The sequence below is a fragment of the Streptomyces sp. NPDC039423 genome, from assembly GCF_055598725.1.
The window spans coordinates 309093-330417 of sequence record NZ_JBVKAH010000006.1 but is presented as its reverse complement, the minus strand read 5'-3'; the positions used below and the strand labels follow the sequence as shown (position 1 = coordinate 330417).

General features: G+C 73.3%; 22 protein-coding genes. 12 read left to right on the top strand and 10 right to left on the bottom strand.

Annotated features, from left to right (window positions below):
- Positions 1 to 18: 18 nt before the first annotated feature.
- On the bottom strand, positions 19 to 786 hold the full coding sequence (locus ACZ7LK_RS21275) for an SIS domain-containing protein (protein ID WP_392275058.1): 768 nt from the start codon (positions 784 to 786) through the stop codon (positions 19 to 21).
- Positions 787 to 937: 151 nt separating this feature from the next.
- Between ACZ7LK_RS21275 and ACZ7LK_RS21270 the strand changes: the two genes are divergently transcribed.
- Positions 938 to 1630: a metal-dependent transcriptional regulator gene (locus tag ACZ7LK_RS21270; RefSeq protein ID WP_392275059.1), complete on the top strand. Its 693-nt coding sequence runs from the start codon at positions 938 to 940 to the stop codon at positions 1628 to 1630.
- A 510-nt stretch (positions 1631 to 2140) separates the two neighbouring features.
- Positions 2141 to 3010: an alpha/beta fold hydrolase gene (locus tag ACZ7LK_RS21265; RefSeq protein WP_471142621.1), complete on the top strand. Its 870-nt coding sequence runs from the start codon at positions 2141 to 2143 to the stop codon at positions 3008 to 3010.
- A gap of 210 nt (positions 3011 to 3220) precedes the next feature.
- Here ACZ7LK_RS21265 and ACZ7LK_RS21260 read toward each other — a convergent pair whose 3' ends face one another.
- On the bottom strand, positions 3221 to 3916 hold the full coding sequence (locus ACZ7LK_RS21260; RefSeq protein WP_392275061.1) for a bifunctional DNA primase/polymerase: 696 nt from the start codon (positions 3914 to 3916) through the stop codon (positions 3221 to 3223).
- 368 nt (positions 3917 to 4284) lie between these two features.
- Here ACZ7LK_RS21260 and ACZ7LK_RS21255 point away from each other — a divergent pair, with 368 nt between their 5' ends.
- On the top strand, positions 4285 to 5667 hold the full coding sequence (locus ACZ7LK_RS21255) for a transcriptional regulator (RefSeq protein WP_392275062.1): 1383 nt from the start codon (positions 4285 to 4287) through the stop codon (positions 5665 to 5667).
- Between the two features lie 142 nt (positions 5668 to 5809).
- On the top strand, positions 5810 to 7264 hold the full coding sequence (locus ACZ7LK_RS21250) for a hypothetical protein (RefSeq protein WP_471142617.1): 1455 nt from the start codon (positions 5810 to 5812) through the stop codon (positions 7262 to 7264).
- Positions 7265 to 7291: 27 nt separating this feature from the next.
- Here the strand turns inward: ACZ7LK_RS21250 and ACZ7LK_RS21245 are convergent, their stop codons facing one another.
- Positions 7292 to 8563: an ABC transporter substrate-binding protein gene (locus ACZ7LK_RS21245; RefSeq protein WP_469461322.1), complete on the bottom strand. Its 1272-nt coding sequence runs from the start codon at positions 8561 to 8563 to the stop codon at positions 7292 to 7294.
- A gap of 169 nt (positions 8564 to 8732) precedes the next feature.
- Between ACZ7LK_RS21245 and ACZ7LK_RS21240 the strand changes: the two genes are divergently transcribed.
- Complete coding sequence (locus ACZ7LK_RS21240) at positions 8733 to 9179, top strand: SCO4402 family protein (protein WP_469461325.1); 447 nt, start codon at positions 8733 to 8735, stop codon at positions 9177 to 9179.
- 123 nt (positions 9180 to 9302) lie between these two features.
- Complete coding sequence (gene purU / locus ACZ7LK_RS21235; RefSeq protein ID WP_392275065.1) at positions 9303 to 10154, top strand: formyltetrahydrofolate deformylase; 852 nt, start codon at positions 9303 to 9305, stop codon at positions 10152 to 10154.
- A gap of 76 nt (positions 10155 to 10230) precedes the next feature.
- On the opposite strand, the gene ACZ7LK_RS21230 is transcribed toward purU, so the two are convergent.
- Positions 10231 to 11451, bottom strand: coding sequence for a zf-HC2 domain-containing protein (locus ACZ7LK_RS21230; protein WP_471142614.1), 1221 nt, complete (start codon positions 11449 to 11451; stop codon positions 10231 to 10233).
- Positions 11448 to 12008, bottom strand: coding sequence for a sigma-70 family RNA polymerase sigma factor (locus ACZ7LK_RS21225; protein WP_392275067.1), 561 nt, complete (start codon positions 12006 to 12008; stop codon positions 11448 to 11450). The genes ACZ7LK_RS21230 and ACZ7LK_RS21225 overlap by 4 nt, the downstream gene beginning before the upstream one ends.
- A 222-nt stretch (positions 12009 to 12230) precedes the next feature.
- Between ACZ7LK_RS21225 and ACZ7LK_RS21220 the strand changes: the two genes are divergently transcribed.
- The 4 genes from ACZ7LK_RS21220 (at position 12231) to ACZ7LK_RS21205 (ending at position 14688) form a co-directional block, all read left to right on the top strand.
- Entirely contained in the window at positions 12231 to 12605 is a 375-nt protein-coding gene (locus ACZ7LK_RS21220) for an STAS domain-containing protein (protein ID WP_392275068.1), read from the top strand.
- A gap of 31 nt (positions 12606 to 12636) precedes the next feature.
- The gene (locus ACZ7LK_RS21215) at positions 12637 to 13155 is read left to right on the top strand and encodes an EF-hand domain-containing protein (protein ID WP_392275069.1); all 519 of its coding nucleotides are present in this window, start codon (positions 12637 to 12639) and stop codon (positions 13153 to 13155) included.
- Positions 13156 to 13403: 248 nt separating this feature from the next.
- Positions 13404 to 13676 (top strand): SH3 domain-containing protein, encoded by a 273-nt coding sequence (locus ACZ7LK_RS21210; RefSeq protein WP_392275070.1) that lies wholly within the window; start codon positions 13404 to 13406, stop codon positions 13674 to 13676.
- A gap of 538 nt (positions 13677 to 14214) precedes the next feature.
- On the top strand, positions 14215 to 14688 hold the full coding sequence (locus tag ACZ7LK_RS21205; RefSeq protein ID WP_392275071.1) for an ATP-binding protein: 474 nt from the start codon (positions 14215 to 14217) through the stop codon (positions 14686 to 14688).
- A 298-nt stretch (positions 14689 to 14986) separates the two neighbouring features.
- Here ACZ7LK_RS21205 and ACZ7LK_RS21200 read toward each other — a convergent pair whose 3' ends face one another.
- On the bottom strand, positions 14987 to 15967 hold the full coding sequence (locus ACZ7LK_RS21200; RefSeq protein ID WP_392275072.1) for a GlxA family transcriptional regulator: 981 nt from the start codon (positions 15965 to 15967) through the stop codon (positions 14987 to 14989).
- A 59-nt stretch (positions 15968 to 16026) separates the two neighbouring features.
- Here ACZ7LK_RS21200 and ACZ7LK_RS21195 point away from each other — a divergent pair, with 59 nt between their 5' ends.
- A complete protein-coding gene (locus ACZ7LK_RS21195) occupies positions 16027 to 17355 on the top strand; it encodes an MFS transporter (protein ID WP_392275073.1) in 1329 nt (442 codons plus the stop codon).
- Between the two features lie 40 nt (positions 17356 to 17395).
- Here ACZ7LK_RS21195 and ACZ7LK_RS21190 read toward each other — a convergent pair whose 3' ends face one another.
- The 4 genes from ACZ7LK_RS21190 to ACZ7LK_RS21175 form a co-directional block, all read right to left on the bottom strand.
- A complete protein-coding gene (locus ACZ7LK_RS21190) occupies positions 17396 to 17719 on the bottom strand; it encodes a hypothetical protein (RefSeq protein ID WP_392275074.1) in 324 nt (107 codons plus the stop codon).
- A 21-nt stretch (positions 17720 to 17740) separates the two neighbouring features.
- Positions 17741 to 18400, bottom strand: coding sequence for a GOLPH3/VPS74 family protein (locus tag ACZ7LK_RS21185; protein WP_469461175.1), 660 nt, complete (start codon positions 18398 to 18400; stop codon positions 17741 to 17743).
- A 245-nt stretch (positions 18401 to 18645) separates the two neighbouring features.
- Positions 18646 to 19302 (bottom strand): pyridoxine/pyridoxamine 5'-phosphate oxidase, encoded by a 657-nt coding sequence (locus ACZ7LK_RS21180; RefSeq protein ID WP_471142607.1) that lies wholly within the window; start codon positions 19300 to 19302, stop codon positions 18646 to 18648.
- A gap of 125 nt (positions 19303 to 19427) precedes the next feature.
- Positions 19428 to 20075, bottom strand: coding sequence for a TetR family transcriptional regulator (locus ACZ7LK_RS21175; RefSeq protein WP_392275077.1), 648 nt, complete (start codon positions 20073 to 20075; stop codon positions 19428 to 19430).
- A 424-nt stretch (positions 20076 to 20499) separates the two neighbouring features.
- On the opposite strand from ACZ7LK_RS21175, the gene kbpA reads away from it, so the two are divergent.
- Positions 20500 to 21282, top strand: a complete 783-nt coding sequence (kbpA, locus tag ACZ7LK_RS21170) for an AfsK-binding protein KbpA (protein WP_469461180.1) — start codon at positions 20500 to 20502, stop codon at positions 21280 to 21282.
- The last annotated feature ends 43 nt before the right edge of the window (positions 21283 to 21325 follow it).

Sequence of the window (21325 nt, the reverse complement as noted above, 5' to 3'; positions counted from 1 at the left end):
GACTTGCGCGGACGCTCCCTAGTGGCGGAAGAAGATGCGGTCCGCGTACTCGGTCATCACCCGGCCGTTCCACTCGTGGCCCCCGTCGACGTTGCCGGAGCGCAGCAGCGGCGGTTCGATGCCGCGCGCCACCAGCTCCTCCGTGGCGGCGGCCATCACGGCCTGCATCAGGGCGCTGGTGACGACGGTGGACGCGGGGGCGAACGGTGCCTCGACGCCCTCGTGGGTGAGTTCCGCGTCCCCCACGGCGATCTTGGAGTCCAGGACGACGTCGCAGTGGTCCTTGAGGAAGGTGCCCGACGCGTGCCGGGACTTCGTCTCCTCCGCGTACGCCACCGACGTCACCCCGATGGTCTTCAGGCCGAGCGCGCGGGCGTTCATCGCCATCTCGACGGGCAGGGCGTTGCGCCCCGACAGCGACACCACGACCAGGACGTCTCCGGCCCGGGCGGGCGAGGAGTCCAGCACCGCCCCGGCCAGCCCGTCCACCCGCTCCAGGGCGGAGCCGAGCGTCGCGGGCATGACGTCGACGCCGACGACGCCGGGCACGGCGAGCAGGTTCACCAGCGCGAGCCCGCCGGCGCGGTAGACGACGTCCTGGGCGGCGAGCGACGAGTGGCCGGCGCCGAAGGCGAACACGCGGCCGCCCGAGGCGACGGTGTCGGCGATGGCCGCGCCCGCGGCCGCGATGTTCGGCGCCTCTTCGTCCCGCACGCGCCGGAGCAGGCCGATCGCGGCGTCGAAGAACCGTCCGGCCAGCTCGCTCCCGCCGGTGGTGTCAGCCATGGCGTCAGGCCCCTTCTCTCCGTGTCGCGGATCACGTTGCGGTCTGGACCATTGCTCTGTCAATACCGGCTCCTCGCGGGACGGCACGGTTGTCGGCGCGATGCGCAAGAATTGAGTCAGGGCCAGCGCACGAATCTTTCGAGGGGCACGAATGTCCGGACTGATCGACACCACGGAGATGTATCTCCGCACCATCCTCGAGCTGGAAGAGGAAGGTGTGGTGCCCATGCGCGCCCGCATCGCCGAGCGGCTCGACCAGAGCGGGCCGACCGTCAGCCAGACGGTGGCCCGGATGGAGCGGGACGGTCTGGTGACCGTCGCGGGCGACCGGCACCTGGAGCTGACCGACGAGGGACGCCGCTTGGCCACCCGTGTGATGCGCAAGCACCGGCTCGCCGAGTGCCTGCTGGTCGATGTGATCGGCCTGGAGTGGGAGCAGGTCCACGCCGAGGCCTGCCGCTGGGAGCACGTGATGAGCGAGGCGGTGGAGCGCCGGGTGCTGGAGCTGCTGCGGCACCCCACCGAGTCCCCGTACGGCAACCCGATCCCGGGCCTGGAGGAGCTGGGCGAGAAGGCCGAGACCGAGGCGTTCCTGGACGAGGGCATGGTGTCGCTGGCCGAGCTCGACGCGGGCCCGGAGGGCAAGACCGTGGTGGTGCGCCGGATCGGCGAGCCGATCCAGACGGACGCCCAGCTCATGTACACGCTGCGCCGGGCGGGCGTGCAGCCCGGTTCGGTGGTGAGCGTGACGGAGTCGCCCGGCGGGGTGCTGGTCGGCAGCAGCGGCGAGGCCGCCGAGCTGGGCGCCGACGTGGCGTCGCACGTCTTCGTCGCCAAGCGCTGACCTCCGGTGCGGCGGGGCGGGTGCCCCGTCCCGCACCGGCTCCCGGAGCGTCGTCCGGTGCCCTGCCCGGGTCCCCGGGCCGGGCGGCGCGTCCGCCCCACCCGTCACGGAACGCGCTTTCGAGCGGAATGGCAGCGCCGGGGCGGCTCCCGTGCCAGTCTTGGCTCAGGCATATGACGTGAGTGGGCGTGGGCCGAGTCCCCGCGCCCGGGGAGGGGCAGGGTGATGCGCCCGCCTGGACGCCCCCGACATGGGGAGAGCCCCGGCGCCGCACGGCGCCGGGGCCCGACCTCCCCTGTGCTGACCCGGAGCCCCGAGCTCTCAGGGTCAATCCCCTCGGACCGTTTTCCCCGAGCGGCCCGCCTCCCGATGAAGATCTCCCCTCGGCGGCGGCCGTCAACCCTGGAGCCGGGTCACTCGAACGAGCGGTGTTGCGGCTGGAACCCCAGTTTTCGAATACAGGTTCGATAGTCTGGCCCGTGCACGTGACAGAAGGGGGTGTCAGGACACATGGTGCGACGCATCGACCTGACCGGAGCCGACGGCTTACGCCTCGCCGCCTGGGAGTTCGCCGACCCGCCCAAGGGCCGCACGCCCGCGGACGCCGAGCAGGCGCCCGGGGTGCTCCTCCTCCACGGCCTGATGGGCCGCGCCTCGCACTGGGCCTCCACCGCCCGCTGGCTCGCCGAGCGGCACCGGGCCGTCGCGCTCGACCAGCGGGGGCACGGCCGCAGCGACAAGCCGGCCGACGGCCCCTTCACCCGCGAGGCGTACGTGGCGGACGCCGCCGCCGCGATCGAACAGCTCGGGCTCGCGCCCGTCACCCTCATCGGCCACTCCATGGGCGCCCTGACCGCCTGGCAGCTCGCCGCCGAGCGCCCCGACCTCGTCCGGGCCCTGGTCATCTGCGACATGCGGGCCTCCGCCCTCGGCGCCGCTTCCCAGCGCGAATGGGAGGACTGGTTCCGCGCCTGGCCCCTGCCGTTCGCCACGCTCGCCGACGTCCGCAAGTGGTTCGGCGAGGACGACCCCTGGGTGGAGCGCCCCAACCTGGCCCGCGGCGAGTTCTTCGCCGAGGTCATGACCGAGGGCCCCGACGGCTGGCGCCCCCTCTTCTCCCGCCGCCAGATGCTCACCTCCCGGGAGACCTGGGTGTACGACGCCCACTGGGACTCCCTCGCACAGGTCCGCTGCCCCACCCTCGTCGTCCGGGGCCTCGACGGCGAACTGGGCCGCGCGGAGGCGCAGGAGATGGTCCGCGTCCTGCCCCACGGCCGGTACGCCGAGGTCCCCGACGCCGGCCACCTCGTCCACTACGACCGGCCCGACGGCTGGCGCACCGCCATCAGCCCGTTCCTCGACGGTGTCCTGACAGCCTGAAGGCACCCGCCCGCCGTGCCCGCCCCGAACCCCCGCCCGCCCCGAATCCCCGCCCGTCCCGAATCCCCGCCCGTCCCTGACCTCCGCCCCGCGCCGGGCCCATGACGCCGGGGCCGCTGGCCCGGCCCCCGGACGCGAGCGGCGGGCGGCGCCGTCCTCGGCACTCCGCCCGCCACCTCGTCCCTCGTCCCTCGCCCCGCCGGGCCCCGGTCAGCCCTGGCGGGCCCGGGCGGCCGCGGCCTCCCTGGCGTCGGCGGCCTCGCGGGCGCACGCGTAGGCCAGCGGGCTGATCAGCTCCTCGACGTCCGGCAGCCACCGGTTCGCCGGCGTGGGGCGGCGGGCCCACTGCACCGCGCCGTAACCGCCCACCCGGGTCGGCGGCGCCGCCACGTACTCGCCCTCGCCCCGGGCCACCAGGTCGATGCCGGTCGGCGACCAGCCCAGCTTGCGCACCAGGTCCGGCACCTTCACGGCGGCACCGGGCAGCACGAAGAACAGCATCCGGCGGTCCGGGGTGCAGGTGACCGGGCCGAGCGTCAGGTCCATCCGCTCCATCCGCGCCAGCGCCAGGAAGCCCGCCGCCTCCGGCACGTCCAGCGCGTCGAAGGTACGGCCCGTCGGCAGCAGGATCGACGCCCTCGGCTGCTTCCCCCACAGCCGGCGCGCCACCACGGCGCTGCCCGTCGCCTGGGTCGCCCAGTCCGGCCGGGCCGGGTGCGCCCCCGCCGCGGGGCACGCGGTCTCGCCGCACGAGCACCGCTCGTGGCCGTCGACCGCCTCCAGCCAGGTGCCGGGGAACACGTCCCAGTGCCGCTCTTCCGCATACCGCACGGCGCAGTCCAGCAGTTGCTCGCCGCGCTGCTTGGGGATCTGTGCGGCTTCCGTGACTCCGATGGTCTCTTCCACGAAAGGACTCAACTCCCCACCCCAGCGGGGGTTACGGGGCGCGGGAAGGGAGGCCGAGGAGCATCGATTCGGCATCCGGGGCGCACGGATGCACGAACGGGGGCGCGCATGGGGACCGGAAGCGGTGCGCGGGTAGCCACAGTCGGGGGAGGTGACCGTCTCAGGCTATTGCACGACGTATCGGGCTTCATCGGACCTTTGCGTACGACCGGCGCTTCCCGCGCCTTCCGCCCACTTCCGTAACTGTGCGTGCCCTTCTCGGTCCTTCATCGGTTTCGTCAGTATTCGCAGGTCAACTTCTGCATTCTCCGCATATCAGCCGGGCAGTGATCAGCGGGACTGATCACCGCGGCAACAGGGGGTAGTCAATGGCAGCGAGGCCGCTCGTCGCCCGTCAGCCGAACGAACGGCTACAGGCTCTCATCCAGGAAGCAGGGTGCTCCAACGCCGGGCTCGCCCGCCGCGTGAACATGGTGGGGCAGGAGCGCGGGCTCGACCTGCGGTACGACAAGACGTCGGTGGCCCGCTGGCTGCGCGGCCAGCAGCCGCGCGGCCGGGCCCCCGGGATCATCGCCGAGGCCCTCGGCCGGAAGCTGGGGCGCACGGTCACGATCGACGAGATCGGCATGGCCAACGGCAAGAACCTGGCCTCCGGCGTGGGCCTCCAGTTCTCGCCGACCGTGCTCGGCGCCATCGAGCAGGTCTGCGAGCTGTGGCGCAGCGACGTGGGCCGGCGCGACTTCCTGTCCGGCTCGACGGTGGCGGCGTCCGCGCTGGTGGAGCCCAGCAGAGACTGGCTGATCACGGGCGCCGACCCGCAGGTGGCCCGGCAGGCGGGCTCGCGGGTCGGGGCGGCGGACGTCGAGGCGGTACGGGCGATGACGGCCGCGCTGGTCGACCTGGACCACCGGTTCGGCAGCGGGCACGTGCGGCCCGTGGTGGTGCACTACCTGAACAGCGTGGTGTCGGGGCTGCTGTCCGGCTCGTACCGGGACACCGTCGGCCGGCAACTCTTCGCCGCCGTGGCCCGGTTGACGGAGCTCGCCGGGTACATGGCGGTGGACACCGGGCAACCCGGGCTGGCGCAGCGGTACTACATCCAGGCGCTGCGGCTGGCGCAGGCGGCCGGCGACCGCGGGTACGGCGGGTACGTCCTGGCCGCGTCCATGAGCCACCTGGCGGCCCAGCTCGGCAACCCGCGCGAGATCGCCCAGTTGGCGCGAGCGGCGCAGGAGGGCGCACGGGGGCACGTGCCGCCGCGGGCGGAGGCGATGTTCCTGGCGGCCGAGGCGCGCGGGCACGCCCTGCTCGGTGATCTGCGCACGTGCCAGGAGGTGGCGGCGCGGGCGGTGACCGCGATGGACCGGAGCGATCCGGAGGCGGGCGACGACCCCGCCTGGATCGCCCACTTCGACCGGGCGTACCTCGCGGACGAGCTGGCCCACTGCTACCGGGACCTGGGCCGGCCCGAGGAAGCGGCGAGGGCGGCCGGCGAGGCGCTGGACGGTCACCCCGGGACACGGGCGCGGCGGCGGGCGATCGGGCTGGTCCTGCTGGCCACCGCGCAGGTCCAGCAGCGCGAGGTGGAGGCCGCCTGCCACACGGGTACGCGCGCGGCCGAACTCCTGGGCACGCTGCGGTCGTCGCGGGGTGCCGAGTACCTGGACGACCTGCAACAGCGGCTGGAGCCGTACGCGGACGAGCCCGCCGTCCGGGAGTTCGGCGCCCGGCTGGAGCTCCAGGCCGCCTGAGACCCGGTGCGGTGCCCGTCTCAACAGCGTCGCGGGGAAGGATCTTGTTACTGCCGCCACACACGTGTGCGCGGGCTCTGCGTCACCCGGTAGCGTGAGCCGACGCTTCCGTAGGTTTACAGGTTCACACGTAGGAGTCCCGGTGACGCAGAGCGGACAGGGCCAGGAGCCGCACCATCCCGCGGCGCGGCCCGCGCACGAGGGTGTCGTGCTGCCCGCCGAGGGCAGTGAGGCCTGGGGCGGCGCGGCGGACGCCGGGCCGGCCGGGGGCCAGCCGTGGGGCGGCCCGTGGGGGCCGCCGGACGGACAGCAGCAGCAGCAGCCCCTGCCGCCCCAGCAGCCGGGTCCGTACGGCGGGGAGCCCGGTCCGTACCAGCAGCCCCAGCAGCACGCGCACCCGCAACCGCACCAGCCGCACCAGCAGCACGCGCAGCAGCCGCCGCAGCACCAGCAGCACGCGCACCAGCCGCCGCCGCAGCAGCACCAGCCCCCGCAGCAGCAGGCGTACGGCACCGTCGCCCAGCCCCTGCCGCCCGAGGTGACCCCCGGGGCCGGCGACGCGGCCGCCACCCAGTACCTCCCGCCCGTCGGCGCGACCGGCGCCGGGCCCATGCCCATGCCGGCGAGCACGCCCCGGCCCGAGAGCCCGGCCGAGTCGACCACGTTCCTCGGCACCCGGCAGCCGGCCGGCGACGAGAACGCCACGCAGTACCTCCCGCCCGTTCCGCCCCAGCCGTCCGGAGCGCCCTACGGCATCCGTCCCGGTGCCCCCGGCGACCGGCAGCCCCCGGCCGAGTTCGACAGCCTGTTCCGCGACGACGCGGCGGCCACGCAGCACCTGCCCCCCTACGGCGCCCAGGCGCCGCGCCGGCAGGCCCAGCAGCCGTATCAGGCACCCCAGGCACCGCAGGCGCACCAGCCCGCCCAGCAGTATCAGGAGGCGTACGACGAGCCCGCCCCGCGCCGCTCGTCGAAGCTCCCGCTGATCGCGGCGGTCGTCATCGGCGCCACCGTGCTCGGGCTGGGCGCAGGCGCCCTGCTCAGCGGCGGCGAGGACGACAAGAAGGGCGCCGACAAGGCCGGCGTCGCCGCCGCCAGCTCCCCGACCCCGGGCGCGGGCTCCTCGCAGGCGGCCCCCGACCCGGTCAGGACGCAGGCGGAGGCCCTCGACAAGCTCCTCGCGGACAGCAACAACAGCCGCGACACGGTGATCCGCTCCGTGGAGAACATCAAGCAGTGCCGGGAACTCGACCGGGCCGCCACGGACCTGCGCGGTGCCGCCGGGCAGCGCCGGGACCTGGTGACGCGGCTGGAGGGCCTGAGCATCGACAAGCTCCCCGACCACGCCGCACTGAGTGCCGCGCTCACCAAGGCCTGGCAGGCGTCCGCCTCCGCCGACGACCACTACGCGGCCTGGGCGACGGAGGCCAAGGGCAAGAAGGGCTGCAAGGGCGGCAAGGCGCGCAGCACGGCCGAGTTCGCCCAGGGCAACCGGGCCAGCGGTGAGGCGACGACCGCGAAGAGGGAGGCCTCGCGGCTCTGGAACGGCATCGCGGGCACGTACGGGCTGACCCCGCGCCAGCCGGCGCAGCTCTGAGCCGGCCCACCGACGGAAGCGGAGGTCCTACAGGGCGGCGGCCCGGCGGAGCGTCGGGCCGACGTCCACGAAGCCGTCCTTCTGGGCCACCAGCCGTCCCTGTCGCACCACTTGGAACGTGACCCGGGAGTTGACCGCCCGGGGCGTGCCCGGTGTGCCGAGCATGTCCTCGTAGCGCCAGCGCAGCGGCGGGGTGAGGCCCCCGGTGTCCACCCGCACCCCCCGGTTCAGGGCCTGCCCGATCCGGCGGGGGGTGATCTCCTCCCCGTCCAGGGACTCGACGACCTCGGTCAGCACCGTGTAGGCGATCCAGGTCGTCTGCACGCCCGCGTCGGCCGGGTCGATCCGGTTGTCGGCGAAGGCGTGGTCGCGGAGCACCCGCTTCATCGTGTCCCAGCGCGGGTCCCCCGCCTCCGGGTACCAGCCGGTGATGTAGGCCCCCTCGAAGGGGCCGCCGGCACCCCCGGTGCGGTCGATGAGCGGCTGGTCCACGCTGCCCAGGACCGAGGAGACCTTGACGTCCCGGCCGTCGGGCGGGAGGCGGCGGAAGGAGTCGAAGAACGTGGCGGTGTGCTCGCCCAGGGCGGCGGTGACGCAACCGCCCTCCTCGCCCGCCCCCTTGCGGGACAGCCGGGCCTCCTCGGTGTACTCGCCGGCGTCGTCGGCGGCCGGGATGTCGGTGGCGGTCCGGTGGTGCCCCTGGGTGAGGCCCGAGTTGAGGATGAACGGCAGGTCGGCGCCGGGCAGCGAGTCGGGCCGTACCAGGGAGACCCGGTCGCACGAGTCCGCGAGCTGGAGCCCGTTGCCCGCCAGCAGCGCGGCCTGGCCGCCGTTGACGGGGTAGGAGACCGCGCTTCGGAACTCGTCGTCCGTGACGCCGTAGCCGCCGATGTAGGGGATGCCGGCGGCCTCCAGCGGAGGCATGAAGGCCCGGCCGTTCTGGCTGTACGAGCCGACCACGGCCACCACGCCCTCCCGCACCGCCCGCCGGGCGCACGCGGCGGCGGCCGCCGGGTCGTTGCCCTCGTTGCAGGTGAGCACGCGCAGCTCGCGGCCGCCGATGCCGCCCCGGGAGTTGATCCAGCGGGCGTACGCCTGCCCCATGGCGGGCATACCGGGCATATTGGTGGCGCGGGTGTTGTCGGGGGCCCAGGTCATCACGGTGAGGGGCTCCCTGGAGCCCCCCGTGGCCCCAGGGATGACCCCGCACCCGGCCAGCAGGCACGCCGAACCGAGTGCCGCCGCCGTCCTGAGGAGGGAGAGGGTGGTGGAGGAGCGTCGCCTGCCGTTACCGGTCATGGTCATGCACAATTCCGCCCCATGGGTAACGCGGGAGTGAGGACGGTTCAACGCGGAGTGACGCCGAGGTGAATTGCGGGGGCCGGTCCGCGTTGTCCGAGGGGGCACGTACGATCGCCACGTGTCAGCTTCCGTGAACTCTTCCCGTCGCGGCCGTCGCTCCTCCACCATGGGCGGCATGCCGCTCAACGACATGCCGTGGTGGCGCTGGCGCGCCAACGTGCGCTCGGCGCTGCACATGCTCTCCGACCCCGTCTTCCACCAGGAATGCTGGCTGGCCGGTGTCGAGGGGTACGGGGACGTCACGGACGCCGTGTACCGGCTGGTCGAGGACACCTGGCTGGACAACTGGTCCGCCGAGAAGTACGTGGGGACCATCTTCCGGGACTCGGGCGAGGCCGCGCTGGTCGACGTCGCGGTGCTGCGAGTGCTGCGGATCATGCACCAGGTCGGCCCGGACGCCCCCGTCTCCGCCTACATGGGCCACCACGGCTGGCCCGAGGCGGTCCGGGCGGCCCGGGACGCGCACGTACGGCTGGCCGTCAACGACGGCGAGGACCCGGACGCGCCGCCGCGCTCGCTGGACGTGCTGCGGATCATGACCCGGGCCGCGTGACGGGTTTCGTACCGGCCCCGCGTGACGGGCCCCGCGTGACGGGCTTCGCAACCGGGTCGGGGGCCGGGTCCGCCTGACGGACCGAGGTCCGGCCGTCCCGGGCGGATGTGGCATCCTGCCAGGATGACCGACCAGTACGTCCTCACGCTCTCCTGCCCGGACAAACAGGGCATCGTGCACGCCGTTTCGAGTTACCTCTTCATCACCGGCTGCAACATCGAGGACAGTCAGCAGTTCGGGGACCGGGACACCGGCCTCTTCTTCATGCGCGTCCACTTCTCCGCCGAGACGCCGGTCACGGTGGACAAGCTCCGGGCGAGCTTCGCGGCGGTGGGCGACTCCTTCGGGATGGACTGGCGGATCAACCGCGCCGACGAGCGCATGCGCGTCGTGCTGATGGTGTCGAAGTTCGGCCACTGCCTGAACGACCTGCTGTTCCGGGCCCGGATCGGCGCGCTGCCGGTCGACATCGTGGCCGTCGTCTCCAACCACACCGACTTCGCCGAGCTGGTCGCCTCGTACGACGTCCCCTTCCACCACATCCCGGTCACCAAGGACACGAAGGCCCAGGCCGAGGCCGAGCTGCTGGACCTGGTCCGCGCCGAAGGCGTCGAGCTGGTGGTCCTGGCCCGGTACATGCAGGTCCTGTCGGACGACCTGTGCAAGGAGCTGAGCGGCCGGATCATCAACATCCACCACTCGTTCCTCCCGAGCTTCAAGGGCGCCAAGCCCTACCACCAGGCGCACGCGCGCGGTGTGAAGCTGATCGGCGCGACGGCCCACTACGTGACGGCCGACCTCGACGAGGGCCCGATCATCGAGCAGGAGGTCGAGCGGGTGGGCCACGACGTCACGCCCGAGCAGCTCGTCGCGGTCGGACGGGACGTGGAGTGCCAGGCACTGGCCCGGGCGGTCAAGTGGCACGCGGAACGCCGCATCCTGCTCAACGGCCGCCGCACGGTCGTCTTCGCCTAGGCCTCGGGCCTCCGCCCCGCCGGCCTCCGGCCCTCCGGCCCCCCGGTCCCCCCAGGGGGGCGGGGGGCCGGAATGCTCAGAGGCGGCTGAGGGACGCGGCGGCGAAGAGGACGTCGCGGATGGCCTCGCGGTCGCCGTCCTGGCCCGCGGCGGCTTCCTCCGGGGCGATGTGGCCCGCCACGAGCTGGCAGAACTCCACGCCGTCCAGCGCCACCTGGGCGACCTTGTGGTCCCGGGAGCCGACCGCCGCCGGGGAGTCCAGGGCGATGTACCAGTCGCCGCCGCCCGAACCCTCGACCTCCAGGTGGAGCGAGCGGCCGGGCGCGCCGGCCGTGACGAGGTGACGGGCCGGGGCGGCGAGCCCCGCGCGGCGACGGCCGGCGAGGGCGGCCGGCAGTAACCGGGCCGCCAGGTCGATCATGCCGTGCAGATGGGCGGCGCTGGGCGGCTCGTACGGGTAGTCGACGGCGGTCGCGATGTCGTCCGCGTGCACCCAGCACTCGAAGGCCCGGTCGAGCAGCGCGTCCCGGAGGGGCAGCGAGAAGTCGCCGTAGGAGACGGACAGTTCGGCCACCCCGCGGCCCGCGAAGGACACCGTGCGGATCAGGGTGTGGGCCTGATCGCGCCACGGGCCGCGGACCGCTCTCGTGGGCGGGTGGTGCGCGCTCTGCCAGATGGCCTCGGTGCGCTCGGCCGGGGTCTTGGGCGACAGCGGGTCGTCCAGGCCGATCGCCGTCGCCACCAGGCCGTCGACCGCCTGGAGGTGGCTGATCACCCCCGCGACGGTGGTCCGGCGGCTGGCCGGCCGGTCGCGCTCGAACCACTTGAGCCGCACCGGGGCGTGCCACTCGGAGTCCCCGATGTCCCGCAGCAGCGCGTCCAGCCGGGCCGTCTCCGCGTCGTAGGGGCCGGCCCAGTCGGGCACGGGGATGCGGGCGGGGCGGCGGCCCAGGCAGTTCTCCAGCACCCGGGAGCGCAGCAGCGGGTCGAGGTCGAGGTCCCGCTCGTGGTGGAGCAGCCCGACCGCGTCGCGCAGCCGCAGGGCCTCTTCCGCGCAGGGGGCGCACTCGGTGAGGTGCTCCTCGACGGCGGTGGTCTCCTCGGGCGAGCACGCGGACAGCGCCCACGCGCCGAGCAGGGACTGGAGGACCTTGTGGGGGAGGGGCGGCGGCGCCGTCCCGGGCGCGGGCAGCTCCTCGAAGTTGTCGGCGGCCCGTCGCGGGGCCGGTATGCGCGGCACGCCGCCCACCCCTTCCCGGCCGTCGTCGTGGCCACCGCCGTCCAGCGGCCCGGTCACAGCGACCGCCCGTCCAGCGGCCTGCTGTTCGCGGTGGCCAGGAGCTGGAGCCCGAGCCGCAGCCGGCGGCGCGCCTCGTCCTCGGTCACGCCCAGGTCGGCCGCGGTCTGGCGGTAGTCCCGGCGCTGGAAGTAGGCCAGTTCCAGCGCGGCGCGCAGGGGCGCCGGCATGGACTGGACGATGTAGTCCGCGCGAGCGGACACCGCGGCGCGGTGCACCTTCTGCTCCAGCTCGTCGGTGGAGCCGCCCCGCTCCGCGTGCGCCTTGGCCTCGGCCTGGCGCAGCCGGTGGACGGCCTGGCGGCGGGTCAGTTTCGCTATCCACGAGCGCATGGACCCCTCGCGCCTCGGGTCGTACGCGTCCGGGTTCTCCCACACGTACCCGAACACCTCGCGGGTGACCCGGTCGGCGGCCGACTCGTCGTCGAGGACGCGGTGCGCCGTGTTGTGCACCAGGGAGGCGAAGCGGTCGTACAGCTCACCGAGGGCGGCCGCCTCGCCGCGCGCCAGCCGCTGCTGCATCTTGCGGTCCCAGCGCGGTGGTGTGTCCTTCGCCATACGGAAAGTCCTCCCGAACCGACTCCCCTCGAATGTAATGCGCCGTACGGACAATGCGCCTCTCTTTGCCTCAAGCGCCCATCGTGCCGGCTCCGCATGGTAAGGGACTCATCACTCCGAGTGGATCGTGTTTCATGGGAGTACGGGAGGGGCAGCAGCGGCCCGAAGGAAGCATCGCTTCCGGTTCGTTGTGCCCCGGTTGGATCGGCGAAGGGTTGGCGCGTGACGCTCACGGTGGACGAAGCCGAACACGGCGCCTGGACCGTGCTCAGCATCCGGGGAGAACTCGACCTCGTCTCCTCGCCCGTCGTCCGCCGGCGGGTGCACGACGCGGTCGCGGAGGGCAGGCGCGACGTCGTCCTCGACCTGTCCCAGGTGCTGTTCTGCGACTCCAGCGGCGTGGGAGTGCTGATCGCCTCCCGGCGGCTGCTGCACTCGTGCCGGGGCAGGCTGCGGCTGATACTGCCCGCCCGGGGGGCCGTCGAGGGCTCCCACGTCAACCGGGTCCTGGCAGCCCTGGGCGTACGGCGGCTGTTCGCGGTGTACGCGGACGTCGCCTCGGCCACCGGCGAGGAGGACGAGCAACTCTCGGCGTGACGGCGCCCCCTTCGCGTCGTACCCTCCCGGCATGGACGCAGAGGAGTTGTACCAGCGCCGGATCGCCTCGCGGTTCGACGCCCTGGACCAGGACGGCAACGGCTATGTCTCCCGCGAGGACTTCACCACCGCGGCCGCCCGGCTGCTGGAGGAGTTCGGCACCCCGTTCCGCTCGGACGAGGGGCAGGCGCTCGCCGGCGGCGCGGAGGCGTTCTGGCAGGGCCTGGCCGGGATCGCCGACGTGGACGGTGACCAGCGGGTGACGCGGGGCGAGTTCGTCAGCGGTGCCGTGAAGCGGCTGCGCGACAACCCGGAGCGGTTCGCCGAGATCGCCCGCCCCTTCGTCCGCGCCCTGCTCGCCGTCGCCGACGGGGACGGCGACGGGAAGGCCGGGACGGCGGAGGTGGAGCGCGCCCTGCGGGTGCTGGGCGTCGAGTCGCACACCGCGGCGCTCGCGGCCGAGTCGCTGGACCTGGACCGCAGCGGACTGGTCGACGAGGAGGAGGTCGTCACGGCCTTCGCCCGCTACTTCGTGACCCAGGAGCCCTAGGGGACGCCCACGTCGTCGGCCGCGCCGCGTACGTGAGGGCGGCCAGGAGCCCTGGGGGGGCGCCCGCGCCGCGTACGTGAGGGCGGGCCGAACGCCAGGGACGGAGCCGTCAGGATGACGCCCGGGCGCGGCCCGTGGGGTCCGCCCGCACGCCTCCGGCTCACCGGCGGGAGTCGGCCTTACCCTCCAAGCGACCCGTCCGGATACCGGACGGCGTTCTGCCGCTCCGCATTCCCCTGGAGGCCATCATGCCCAGTCCACCGCAGCCGTTCGGCACCGTCGTCAGCACCATCGGCGTCAACCTGCGGAGGTATCCGAGCACGGACTCCGCGATCATCGGCAACCTGAGCCACGGTGCCGAGATCGGCCTGCGCAGCAAAGTGAACGCGCAGAACATCGACGGCAACAGCATCTGGTACCTGCTGCGCGACAAGGCCGCGTGGGTCGCCGCGCGGCACGTCGACAACACGGGACAGGTCCCGCTGTCCAAGGACGCCGAACCGGTCGGCCCGCAGGGCTGACCAGGGTTCCACCGAGCCGCCCCGGGGGCATCCCCATGGCTGTCCCCGGGACCGGCCCGTACTCGGCGAGCGAGGCGGTGACCGCACGAGACGCGCGCGGCGGAGCCCGGCCGGTCAAGGCGGAACGCTTTCGGGTGACGCGATCACGCTGCGTTGATAACGGGCGGGTCATGGGCCCGAGGCCCGTCACCGCCCGGAGTCGGCCGCCGGCTTCGGTACCGTCCGTGGAATGCGCGTGGTTCACGGGCCGGGGCGTTCCGGTGGCGCCGCCCGTGCGACGGTTCCCTGCCCGGGTGTGCCCGTCTCTCCTGCCCTTCGGCGGCGCGGTGCGCCCCCCTGTTCGACTGTGCGCGGGGTGCGTCGCACAGTATGCAGCACACGTACTCCTTCGCGCTGGAATATGCCCGAAGCGCTTGTTGCGGTGACTGTACGTCAACCATCCTGTTCCGCAGGGAAATCACGTTCAGTGACGACTGTGAAGGCTGTGGTCGCTGTGAGACGCGAGGCGTTGTGTCCGCCGGTTCGGATGGTGTGAGCGGTGCAGGTGCTTCAGGTGCAGTTGGAGATCGGTCCCGACCCGGCGGAGGTCGGTCGGGCCCGGAGATGGGCGAGGTCACGGCTCGCCGGTTCCGGGATAGGGGATGACGAGCCACTGGCCGAGACGCTGGTGCTGCTCATTTCGGAACTCGTCACCAACGCCGTGGTGCACACCGGGTGTCCGGCCGTGCTGCGGATGCTCTTCGGCGCGGGTGCCGCGGAGGCGGGGACGGTGCGGGTGGAGGTCGCGGACACCAGCGCCCGCCCGCCGCGCCAGCGGCACGCCGACGGTGACGACACCAACGGGCGGGGGCTGGAGCTGGTCGACGGGCTCGCCGACCGGTGGGGCTGGCAGCGGGAGGGGGTCGGCAAGAGCATCTGGTGCGAAGTGGACCGGGGTGCACCGGCGGTGGCGCGGGTGGTGCGCGAGTCAGGGGGACTCATGCCGTCGTGCGCCGTCACCCACCGGGGATAACGGTGCCACTCTGATGGGGTGTTGACGGCTGGTGCCCGTGTGATCACCCTTGGAGCAGCGATTCGTGGCGAGGGGACGCCGAGGGCTTGACGCCCTCGGCGAGTGCGGGTCGCGGCTCGGCGGCGGCTCCTGTCAGGGCCCTCGGGGTGAGCCCGCCGGAGCCGGGTGGCGGCGGCCGTGCCGTGCTCGGGGTGCGCATGCGTGCGCCGCCACCCAAGGTCGCCCCCCGGGGAGCACCCCGGCGGGAACGCGCACCGCCGTTCCTGTGCACAGGCTGTGGACAGTTCCTCCGGCCCGGTCAGGCGCGGGCGGCGCGGAAGGTGCGGCGGTAGACGGTGGGCGTGACGCCCAGCGCGGCCTGGACGTGCTGCCGCATCGACTGGGCGCTGCCGAACCCGGCGTCCGCCGCGACCTGGTCGACCGGCAGGTCCGTGGACTCCAGCAGGTGCCGGGCCCGCTCCACCCGCTGCCGGGTGAGCCACTGGCCGGGGCTGACGCCCACCTCCTCGCGGAAGCGGCGGGTGAACGTCCGTACGCTCATGGCCTCCTGCCGGGCCATGTCCCGTAGCTGGATCGGCTCGTGCAGACGGTCCAGGGCCCACGCGCGGGCCCTGGTCGTGGTGACGAACTGCGGGTCCGGAACCGGGCGGTGGACGAACTGGGCCTGCCCGCCGTCCCGGTGCGGCGGCACGACGGTGCGGCGCGCCACCTCGTTGGCCACCGCCGCCCCGTGGTCGCGCCGCACGATGTGCAGGCACAGGTCGATGCCGGCGGCCACCCCGGCGGAGGTCAGGACGTCGCCGTCGTCGATGAACAGGACGCCGGCGTCCACCTCCACCGCCGGGAACAGCCGCTGGAAGTGCTCGGCGGACGCCCAGTGGGTGGTGGCCGGCCGCCCGTCGAGGAACCCGGCGGCGGCCAGGACGTACCCGCCGGTGCAGATGGACACCAGGCGGGTGCCCGGCCGGACGTGGGCGAGCGCGGCGGCCAGCTCGTCGGTGAGCCTGCCCTCCCGGTGCACCGGGCCGAGTTCGTACGAGGCGGGCACGACGACCGTGTCGGCGGTGGCCAGCACCTCGGGCCCGTGGTCCACCGAGATGAGGAAGTCCGCGTCGGTCGGGACCGTTCCCGGAGCCACCCCGCACGTGATCGTCTCGTACAGGGGGTGCCCCCCGGCGTCCCGGGCGCCGCCGAAGATGCGGTGCGGTATGCCCAGCTCAAAGGGGAGGAGCCCGGCGAGGGCGAGGACGACGACACGATGCGGAACCGGCTGACCCATGGCCCGATCCTAGTGAACGGTGGCATCCGGGCCACTGGTACGGTACTCGGCCGCTCGCGATGCTGTCGGACGTGACCCAGACGACTCCGCCCCCCGCCGCCGCGGCCTCCCCGGCCGTCCCCCCGCCCGCCGCCCGCGCGCCCCGCGTCCACCGCGCGTGGTCCGTCGCCGCCGTCACCTTCGTGACGATCGTCGGCGCGGCGGCCTTCATCTCGCTGCCGGGGCTGCTGATCGAGCCGCTGCACGGGGAGTTCGGCTGGTCGCGCGGCACGATCGGCTTCGCCGTCTCGGTCAACCTCGCCCTGTACGGCCTGACGGCCCCGTTCGCCGCCGCCCTCATGGACCGGTTCGGCATCCGGCGGGTCGTGGCGCTGGCGCTGACGGTCGTCGCCACAGGCTCGCTGCTGACGGTGTGGATGACCGCGAGCTGGCAGCTCGTCCTCTACTGGGGCGTCCTCGTCGGGCTCGGCGGCGGCTCCATGGCGCTGGCCTTCGCCGCGACGGTCACCAACCGGTGGTTCACCGCCCGGCGCGGTCTGGTGACCGGCATCCTCACCGCCGCGGGCGCCTCCGGGCAACTGGTGTTCCTGCCGCTGCTGTCCTGGCTCGTCACGGACCACGGCTGGCGCCCGGCCGCGATCACGGTCGCCCTGTCGGCCCTCGCCGTCGTCCCGCTGGTCCGGCTCCTGCTGCGCGACCACCCCGCGGACGTGGGGCTCACGCCGTACGGCTCCGACGTGTTCGTCCCCAAGCCCGCCCCGGTGACCGGTGCGGCACGGCGGACCGTCACGGTCCTGGTCTCGGCGGCCCGCACCGGCCCGTTCTGGCTGCTCGCCGGCACCTTCGCCATCTGCGGCGCGTCCACCAACGGCCTGGTCAAGACCCATTTCGTGCCGGCCGCCCACGACCACGGCATGCCGATGACGGCGGCCGCGTCGCTGCTGGCGGTGATCGGTGTCTTCGACGTGGCCGGCACCATTGCCTCCGGTTGGTTCACCGACCGCTTCGAGGCGCGCCGGCTGCTGGCCGTGTACTACGCGCTGCGCGGCGTCTCGCTGCTGTTCCTGCCGATGCTGCTGGCCCCGTCGGTCCACCCGCCGATGGTCTTCTTCATCGTCTTCTACGGCCTGGACTGGGTCGCCACGGTGCCGCCGACGATCGCCCTGTGCCGCGAGCACTACGGGGAGGACTCGGCCATCGTCTTCGGCTGGGTGCTCGCCTCCCACCAGGTGGGCGCGGCGGTGGTCGCCTTCGCGGGCGGGCTGGCCCGTGACGTGTTCGGCTCCTACGACGTGGTCTGGTACGCCTCGGGCGCCCTGTGCGCGGTGGCCGCCCTGATGGCCCTGGTCATCCGCCGCCGGCAGCCGGCCGCCCCGCTGATGCCGTGAACCGGCCGAACCGCGGGGCGGGCGAGACTCTGCGGAGGCCCTAGCCCGCGGCGGGCCGGCGCTCCAGGTCCGGGTAGCCCCAGTCGAGAGTGGTCCGCGCGCCCGGCGCGACCTCGTCGACCGCGAACCTGACGTAGCTCTCGAAGTTCGGCTGCCACAGGTGGAAGCGGGTGATGCTCAACGGGAAGTCGGTCTCGCCGGACACGAAGGCCGTGCCGTCCGCGTCCCAGGCGACGCCCAGGTTCACCTGGTCCTGGACGCGCTCGTCCGCCATGACCTCGTCCAGCGAGCGCACGACCTCCCGCGCCTGGGCCTCGTTCTCCAGGGCGGTGACCGTGAGGGTGAAAGTGATGTTGACCGACATGGCTGAAGCGTACGAGGCGGCTCAGAGCACCGTCGTGGTGGTGACCACGGTGACCGCCACCATCGCGGCCTGCATGTTCCGGATGGCCTCGCGCACACCGTCACCCGCCCACTGGCCCTCGGCGATCGCCGCCATACGGGGCTCGACCAGCTTGCGCGGGATGTCCGGGAACGCCAGCCGGTGCAGCTTGGCGGCGTGCAGCAGGGAGACGAGCCCGGACGTGCGGTCGTCCGGCTCCGCGCCGTGCACCACCACCGACGTCAGCCGGGCCCGCAGTTCGCGCTCGACCGAGCCGTCCGCCTCGGGGTAGCGGCGTACCGGGAACATCCCGAGGACCCGGGTCTGCTCCTCGACGACGAGCCCGCGCTCGCACAGGCTCTCCACCGTCGAGCGGACCGCCCTGGACTGGTCCTTGCTCAGCCAGTCCGACACCTTGCGCCTGCTCTTGCGCCGGGCCCACTCGTCGAGCGCCGCCAGGCGGCCGTCGAGCAGCGCGTTCCCGGTCGGGGTCGGGTCGGTGACCTCCAGCCGGCCCTCGGCCACGGCGATCCGCCCGGCCATCGCCAGCTCCAGCAGGATGCCCCCGGCCACGGCCCATCCGGCCGACGAACGTTCCCGTGCGGCGCCCGACTCGTCGTCCAGCGAGAGCAGCGTGATCTCCTCGCCCAGCGTCACGGTCATGGTCGTCCCCCTCGGTCGTGTGCGGTCATGCGCGTCGACGTGTCAACGCGACAAGAATCGCACGCGGTTGGGCGGGTGTCCCGCCGCCCCCGGATCAGGCCGGAACCGCGCGCAGGGCGCCCGCGTCGGCGGCCGGTGAGGCGGTCCGGGGCGGCTGCGCAGGCCTCGTAGGCGGGCAGGTGGCCGGCGGGAGCCCCGGCAGCCTCGCCACGCGGTCGGTGAACTCCGCCCCGGCGGGGTGCGGGCTACGGCCAGAGCAGGTCGCGTTCCCAGCCGCCCCCGGCGGTGGCGCGGTAGCGGAGCCGTACATGCCGGCGGCGGGCGTCCCCCTGGAAGAACTCGGCCTCGTCCGGTTCGAGCACGTACAGGGTCCAGGTGTCGGCGTCCGCGTCCGGCTCCGCGTCGGCGCGCCGCCAGGCGGCCGCGCTCGCCCGCGCCAGCTCGTCCAGGGAGCCCAGCACCTCGCTCTGCCGCCCCACCAGCGCGGCGGCCAGCGCTCCCGTGGAGCGGGCGTGCAGGTCGGCGTACGCCTCCTCGGGCGTGCCGGACGAGACCCGGCCGCGCAGCCGCACCTGGCGGCCCTGGGCCGGCCAGTAGAAGTGGAGCGCCGCGTGCGGGTCGGCGGCGAGCTGGCGGCCCTTGGCGCTGGTGGCATGGGTGGCGAAGTGCCAGCCCCGCCCGTCGGCGCCGTGCAGCATGACCGTCCGTACGTCGGGCCGCCCGTCCGCGCCGACGGTGGCCAGCGACATGGTGTGCGGCTCCACCTGGCCCGCCTCCGCCGCCGCCACGAACCACGCGCGGAACAGCGGCAGCGGCTCCCCGGGCGCGGAGTCCGGGTCGAAGGCGGGCAGTTCGGTGTCCCACACCCGCAGGGAGCGGAGGGTCTCGTCGAAGTCGCTCATCGGCCCATCATGCGTCACCGGTCCCGGCCCGGGGCCACCGTTACCGGGCCGTGGGAAAAGGAACGCCGACGGCGGTCGACGAGGTGGACCGCCATCGGCGTGACAGGACGTACGGGGGTGGGGCGTTATCGGGTCGGTTTCTTGCCCGTGATGCCGAGATGGACCAACAGGGCGAGATGGGGCTTGAGTTCGGCCTGCTTGACGCCCCAGGCCTGGAAACCCTTCTGGTGGCCGGCGACCGCCGCCAGCATGGCGACCAGTGAGCCCGCCATCGCCGCCGGGTTGACGTCCTTGTCGACCTTGTTCTTCGCCTGGAGCTCCTTCACCGCGTCCGTCAGGGAGTTGGTGACGGAGTTCAGGATCTTCATCCGGATCTTGTAGAAGCGCTTGTCGCCCTCCGCGGCGCCCAGGTCGATCACACGGAGGATGGCATCGTTCTTCCGCCAGAAGTCGAGGAATCCCTCGACCAGTTCCTCCGAGGTCTGCCAGGCCGCCTTGCCGACCCAATTCCGGCCGGATACCAGTTCGGTCAAACCGGCGCCCTCTTTGGCCATTTCCTCCGCGATCTCGAGGACCGCGCCCTCGACGTCCGGGAAGTACTGGTAGAACGTCGCCGGGGAAGTACCCGCCTTCCGGGCCACGTCGATGACTTTGACGTCCCGGTACGGCGAGGAGCTGAGCATCTCGCTGAGGCAGTCGAGCAGCTTCTGCCGCGTCGCCTGTCCGCGTCGACCGGCCACGCGGCCGTCGACGGTGCGTACTTGTCCTGTCATGCCGTCAGCTTACCGACGGGTGATCGGCGCGCGATTCGGCCGACTGCAAATGGGGTGACGGCCCTCCGTGCGGCGGCCGCCGGGGCCCCGCGCACCAGGCCCGTACGGGCCTCGACGGCCACCCGGGCGCGGATCCGCGCCCGGGGCGAATGGGCGGTTTTCGGCCACCTCGGGATCCCCGCGCCACCCCGATAGGCTTATGAACAGCCTGTGGAAAACTTCGGTGGACAACGCACGGGGACGGCGGCGGGCAACCGCCGGAGCACGGGCCGGGGACTCCCCGGCGGCGGCCGGCGAACCCCCGCGAACCGGGATGGGCGACCCATATCCGGGGAATTCTCCCCTGCGGCGGACGCCCGGCACCCTTAGCGTGACCGTGACGGGCACTACACGCCCCGCCCGTACACGGAAAGGGATCAGGTCCATGGCCGCGTTCACAGAGGGCACGCCGTGCTGGGCGGATGCGATGCTCCCCGACCTCGAAGCCGGCAAGCGTTTCTACGGAGAGCTGTTCGGCTGGACGTTCGACGAGGGCGGCGAGGCCTACGGCAACTACACCAACGCCTTCAGCGAGGGAAAGCGGGTCGCCGGTCTCGCGCCCAAGCGGGACGGCCGCATGCCCACCGTCTGGGGCGTCTACTTCGCCACCCCCGACGCCGCCGCCACCACCCGCCGCATCCGTGAGGCTGGCGGCCAGATGGTGATGGACCCCATGCCCATCGGCTCCTTCGGCACCATGGCCCAGGCCGTGGACCCCGGCGGCGCCGTCTTCGGACTCTGGGAGCCCGGCGACCACCCCGGCTTCGAGAAGCAGGGCGAACCCGGCTCCTTCTGCTGGACCGAGGTCTACACGAGGGACAAGGACACCGTGGACGCCTTCTACGAGACCGTCTTCGGCTTCCAGGTGCGCGACCTCGACGACGCCTCCATCGACTTCCGCGTCTGGTCGCCCGCCGGCACCCGGGCCGGCGACGATACGGCCATCGGGGGACGCAGTGTGATCACCGACGCCTTCCCGGCCGCGATGCCCGCCCACTTCCTCACCTATTTCGCCGTCGAGGACTGCGACGACACCGCCGCCCTGGCCACCCGGCTCGGCGGCCGGGTCACCGAGGACCCCTTCGACACCCCGTACGGCCGGATCGCCCTGATCGCCGACGACCAGGGCGCCGTCTTCGCCGTGCTGGCGGAGCCGAAGGCCGCCTGAGAACCCTCACGGCGGTGTCCGGAACGAGGTGAGACACCCCGAT